Source organism: Bacillus sp. SIMBA_154, from assembly GCF_046536015.1.
Lineage (GTDB): Bacteria > Bacillota > Bacilli > Bacillales > Bacillaceae > Bacillus > Bacillus pumilus_P.
On the sequence record NZ_JAWJBV010000431.1, the window covers coordinates 1 to 255 of the forward strand.

Annotated in this window: 1 protein-coding gene; it reads left to right on the plus strand. The window is 40.4% G+C overall.

What is annotated here, in order from left to right:
- On the plus strand, positions 1 to 111 hold a 111-nt coding region (locus tag R0K30_RS22650; protein ID WP_410613177.1), incomplete at its 5' end, for a diacylglycerol kinase.
- Positions 112 to 255 lie beyond the last annotated feature (144 nt).

Below are 255 nucleotides of genomic sequence, written 5' to 3' on the forward strand. Positions count from 1 at the left end.
TATCACCCGCTCGCAAAAGCGGCAAAGGACGCGGCCGCCGGAGCCGTTTGCGTCTTTGCCGTGATATCGTGTATCATTGGTTTACTCATCTTCTTGCCGAAGATATGTTAGCAGAAGATTCTTACAATTATTTTACATTGCCAAAAATGGGCGTGAAAAACCAATCATAATTATGTAAAATAAAAGTGACAGCGGTATCATACAGGATAAAGGTAAGAGAGGAATTAAGTACACATGAACAGACAAGAATTGATT